The sequence below is a fragment of the Inquilinus sp. genome (assembly GCF_057815775.1).
In genome coordinates this window covers 1-4,965 of record NZ_JBYRFX010000167.1, presented here as the reverse complement: position 1 = coordinate 4,965, position 4,965 = coordinate 1, and the positions used below count along the sequence as shown (strand labels likewise).

Annotated in this window: 4 protein-coding genes; 3 read left to right on the top strand and 1 reads right to left on the bottom strand. The window is 67.3% G+C overall.

From position 1 onward, the window contains the following. Positions 1-224: 224 nt before the first annotated feature. Entirely contained in the window at positions 225-422 is a 198-nt protein-coding gene (locus AC3XYG_RS06050) for a hypothetical protein (protein ID WP_489138911.1), read from the top strand. A gap of 123 nt (positions 423-545) precedes the next feature. On the opposite strand, the gene AC3XYG_RS06045 is transcribed toward AC3XYG_RS06050, so the two are convergent. Continuing rightward, positions 546-1,193, bottom strand: coding sequence for a dihydrofolate reductase family protein (locus AC3XYG_RS06045; protein ID WP_489138910.1), 648 nt, complete (start codon positions 1,191-1,193; stop codon positions 546-548). A gap of 165 nt (positions 1,194-1,358) precedes the next feature. Between AC3XYG_RS06045 and polA the strand changes: the two genes are divergently transcribed. Together polA and AC3XYG_RS06035 are read left to right on the top strand one after the other, a co-directional pair. Continuing rightward, positions 1,359-4,136 (top strand): DNA polymerase I, encoded by a 2,778-nt coding sequence (gene polA / locus AC3XYG_RS06040; protein ID WP_489138909.1) that lies wholly within the window; start codon positions 1,359-1,361, stop codon positions 4,134-4,136. Between the two features lie 284 nt (positions 4,137-4,420). Next, a partial coding sequence (locus AC3XYG_RS06035; RefSeq protein ID WP_489138908.1) for a fasciclin domain-containing protein occupies positions 4,421-4,965 on the top strand: 545 nt, incomplete at its 3' end.

Genomic DNA, 4,965 nt, shown 5'->3' with positions numbered 1-4,965 from the left:
CCTTCGACCGGGCGATCGATCGCCGCAACCTGGACCGGCTGATCGGCCACGGCTTCCTGGCCGAGGACACCGACCGCCTGACCGCCACCCCCGCCGGCCGCCAGCGCCTGGACGCGGTGCTGGCAGCGCTGCTGGGGTGAGGTGAGCAAGCACGAGGCTTGCTCAATGTCCGGCCCGCTTCCAGGTGTTACATTGGACGCAATGGCAAACACGCGGAGGCCCAGTTGATCCGGGACTTCATACGCGACTACATCAAACGCCGGGATAACGAGGCCAAGTACGACGTCTGGTACCGCCGACAGGTGCAACTCGGGCTGGACTCGGCCGATGCCGGCCGACTGGTGCCCGCGGACGAGGTGGAAACCGAATTCGCCCGACGTCGCACTGAGGCCGGCCGCATATCCGATGACGCCGCCTCGTGAGGCTGGTCTGGATGCCGGAAGCGATCGCCGGCCGCCACGTCGCTGGCCGCCCGGTCTGCCGGATGATCAACAAGAGTGAGGACCCGTCCGGCAGCGTGGTCGAGCTGTGCCCGCCCGCCCCGCTCAGCCCTGCTTCTTGATGGTGAAATGGGTGGCGCGGGCCGAGCTGACCTGCTCGGTGCAGGCATAGCCCAGGGCCGCGAGGTCGAGCCCGGCGAACAGGCTCTCGCCGCTGCCCAGCAGCACGGGCGCCTGGGCCAGGTGCATCTCGTCGATCAGCCCCTTGGCCAGGTACTGCCGGACGGTGGCGACGCCGCCGCCGACCCGGATGTCCTTGCCGCCGGCCGCCTGCTTCGCCTGGTCCAAGGCCGAGTCGATGCCGTCGGTGACGAAGTGGAAAATGGTGCCGCCCTGCATGACCAGCGGCGCCCGGGCATGATGGGTCAGCACGAAGACCGGCACGTGATAGGGCGGGACGTCGCCCCACCAGCCCTTCCAGCTGTCGTCCGGCCAGGGGCCGCGCACCGGCCCGAACATGTTCCGGCCCAGGATCCAGGCGCCGATATTCTCGAAGCTGCGCGCGGCGAAATCCTCGTCCACGCCGGTCTCGCCGTCTTCCTTGCCGAACATCTTCTGGAAGGTGCGGGTGGGGAAGACCCATTGCGGCAGCACCATGCCGCCCTTGCCGAACGGGTTCTCGAGGCTCTGCTCCAACGCGGCGCCGTAGCCGTCCACGGACAGCGAGAAGGCGCGGACAACGAGCTTGGTCATGCTGGCGTTTCCCCTGTGATTGGCGTCCCTGATGCCGATTTCATAAATTAACTGGTTCATAAATGCAATTGGTTCTGGCCTGAGCATGGTCGGTGCCCGACCGGGTGGACACCCGCGGCCCGGCGCGGCATGGTCGCGCTCTGTTCCCGTGCCGGAGTCCTTGTCATGTCGACCACGCCGAAGACCTATTATCTGATCGACGGCTCCGGCTATATCTTCCGCGCCTTCCACGCGCTGCCGATGATGATCCGCAAGTCGGACGGGATGCCGGTGAACGCCATCTACGGCTTCACCAACATGCTGATCCGCCTGCTGGCCGACCTCGACGCCGACCATCTCGCTGTCATCTACGACGCGTCGGAACGCGGCTTCCGCAACGAGATCTACCCCGCCTACAAGGCCCAGCGCCCCCCGGCGCCGGAAGAGCTGGTGCCGCAATTCCCGCTGATCCGCGCCACCAGCGAGGCGTTCAACCTGCCGGGCATCGAGGTCGACGGCTTCGAGGCCGACGACATCATCGCCACCTATGCCCGGATGGCGCGGGAGGAAGGATCGCGCGTCGTCATCGTGTCGTCCGACAAGGACATGATGCAGCTGGTCGGCGACGGCGTGACCATGCTGGACCCGATCAAGAACAAGCCGATCGACGCCGCCGAGGTGATGGAGAAGTTCGGCGTCATGCCGGACCGGGTGGTCGACGTGCAGTCCCTGGCCGGCGACAGCGTCGACAACGTGCCGGGGGTGCCCGGCATCGGCATCAAGACCGCGGCGCAGCTGATCACCGAGTATGGCGACCTCGATTCGCTGCTGGCCCGGGCCGGCGAGATCAAGCAGCCGAAGCGGCGCGAATCCCTGATCCAGTTCGCCGACCAGGCGCGGATCAGCCGCGACTTGGTGCGGCTGCGCACCGACGCGCCAGTGCCGTTCGGGCTGGAGGGCATCGTGGTGCGGCCGCCGAACCGGCAGAAGCTGGTCGGGTTCCTGGAGGAGATGGAGTTCCGCACCACCATCACCCGGGTCGAGGCATCCTTCGCCAAACTGGGCGCCAGCACCGATCGCGCGGCCGAGGACCTGTCCGCCCCGGGCGCGCCGGAGGCGATCGCCCAGGATTACGAGCTGGTGCAGGATTCGGCGGCGCTGCAGCGCTGGGCCGATGCCGCGGTCGCGGCCGGGGTTCTGGCGATCGACACCGAGACCAATTCGCTGGATGCCGAGGCCGCGGTGCTGTGCGGCATCTCGCTGGCCACCGCGCCAGGGAAGGCCTGCTACATCCCGGTGGCCCATGTGCCGCCGGACGGCGGCGGGCTGAACTTCGGCGGCGAGACGCTGCAGCAGATCCCGATGGACGAGGTTCGCCGCATCCTGGGACCGGTGCTGACCGACCCGTCGGTGCTGAAGGTCGGCCACAACCTGAAATACGACGCCCATGTGCTGGGCCGGCCGCATGTCGGCCTGCCGATCACGACCTGGGACGACACCATGCTGATCTCCTACGTCCTCGACGGCGGGGCGCATGGCCATGGCATGGACGAGCTGTCGGAGCTGCATCTGCAGCATCGGACCATCCCCTATTCCGCGGTCTGCGGCACTGGCAAGAACGCCATCACCTTCGACAAGGTGCCGCTGGACAAGGCCCTGGCCTATGCCGCCGAGGATGCCGACATCACCCTGCGGCTGCACATGTTGCTGAAGCCGCGCCTGGTGGGTGAGCGGATGGCCAGCGTGTACGAGACGATCGAGCGGCCGCTGGTCGGCGTCATCGCGGACATGGAGATGGCGGGGATCAAGGTCGACCGCGCCACCCTGTCCCGGCTGTCGATGGAGTTCGCCGAGCGCATGGCGACGCTGGAGGCCGAGATCCACGTGCTGGCCAAGGGCGCGTTCAATGTCGGCAGCCCGAAGCAGCTGGGCGAGGTGCTGTACGAGCGGCTGGGCCTGCCCGGCGGCAAGAAGAGCAGCAAGACCGGCGCTTATTCCACCGATTCGAGCGTGCTGGAGCTGCTGGCGGCGCAAGGCCATGAGATCGCGACCCAGATCCTGGAATGGCGCCAGCTGGCCAAGCTGAAGGGCACCTACACCGATTCGCTGCAGGCCCAGATCAACGAGAAGAGCCAGCGCGTCCACACCTCGTACTCGCTGGCCGCGACCAACACCGGCCGCCTGTCCTCGAACGAGCCGAACCTGCAGAACATCCCGATCCGGACCGAGGAGGGGCGCAAGATCCGCTACGCCTTCGTCGCCGAGGCGGGGCACAAGCTGATCTCGGTCGACTACAGCCAGATCGAGCTGCGGCTGGTGGCGCAGATCGCCAATGTGTCGCTGCTGAAGCAGGCCTTCCTCGACGGCACCGACATCCACGCCATGACCGCGTCCCAGGTGTTCGGCGTGCCGCTGGCGGAGATGACGCCGGATGTGCGGCGCAAGGCCAAGGCGATCAATTTCGGCATCATCTACGGCATCTCCGGCTTTGGCCTGGCGGCGCAGCTGGGCATCCCGCAGGGGGAGGCGGCCGCCTTCATCCGCGCCTATCTCGACCGGCTGCCGGAGCTGAAGGTGTGGATGGACGAGACCAAGCGCATCGCCCGCGAGCGCGGCTGGGTCGAGACTCTGTTCGGCCGCAAATGCCACATGCCCGGCATCAAGGACCCGAACCCGGCCCGCCGCGCCTTCGCCGAGCGCCAGGCGATCAACGCGCCGATCCAGGGCACCGCGGCCGACATCATCAAGCGCGCCATGGCCCGCCTGCCCCACGCCCTGGCGGCGGAAGGGCTGCAGGCCCGCATGCTGCTGCAGGTGCATGACGAACTGGTGTTCGAGGCGCCGGAGGCCGAGGCCAAGCGCACCGCCGAGGTGGCGCAACAGGTGATGCAGGGCGCCGCCGTGCTGGAGGTCCCGCTGGTCGCCGAGGCCGGCATCGGCCACAGCTGGGCCGAGGCGCATTGAGGCGCCATCGGCGAGTCGCCTTACCCCATCTGTCATTGCCGGGCTTGACCCGGCAATCCAGAGGATGTCGACAGCCTCTGGATGCCCGGATCAAGTCCGGGCATGACAGACTGGGGCGGCAATAAAGTTACTATAATCAGGCAGAATCGGTCTTTCTCAGTCTTTGTCCATCCAATCCCAGGTCCGCCCCGTAATCCCTGCCGATGAGTTTCGCTGCTCATCCGCCCGGCGCGAACGCCGTCGGACGCGACCGAATCAGGATGGGGACAACAATGAAATCCGCAATGAAGGCTTCCGTCTGCGCCGTCGCGCTCGCCGGCCTGCTCGCCATCGCCGGCTGCTCCGGCAACATGATGAACACGGCCTCGGCGACCAGCACCGAAAAGACCGTGACCGTCGGCGGCGCGCCGATGTACCCGAGCAAGACCATCGTCGAGAACGCGGTCAATTCGAACGACCACACCACGCTGGTCGCCGCGGTCAAGGCCGCCGGGCTGGTCGACACCCTGAACAGCGCCGGCCCGTTCACCGTCTTCGCCCCGACCAACGAGGCCTTCAACAAGCTGCCGGCCGGCACGGTCGACACGCTGGTCATGCCGAAGAACAAGAAGCTGCTGACCAGCATCCTGACCTATCACGTCGTCCCCGGCCGCTATGATTCGGCGGCGCTGCAGGGCCTGATCACCCAGGGCGGCGGCTGGGCCAAGCTGCCGACGGCCGATGGCAAGCACATGCTGACGGTGAAGCCGGCGGCGATGGGCGGCGGCATCGAGGTGGTCGACGAGAAGGGCGGCGTGTCGATGGTCACCATCGCCGACGTCTATCAGTC

Coding starts and splice junctions, on each gene's coding strand:
- AC3XYG_RS06045 (WP_489138910.1), bottom strand. CDS start 1,193: ATGACCAAGCTCGTTGTCCGCGCCTTCTCGCTGTCCGTGGACGGCTAC.
- polA (WP_489138909.1), top strand. CDS start 1,359: ATGTCGACCACGCCGAAGACCTATTATCTGATCGACGGCTCCGGCTAT.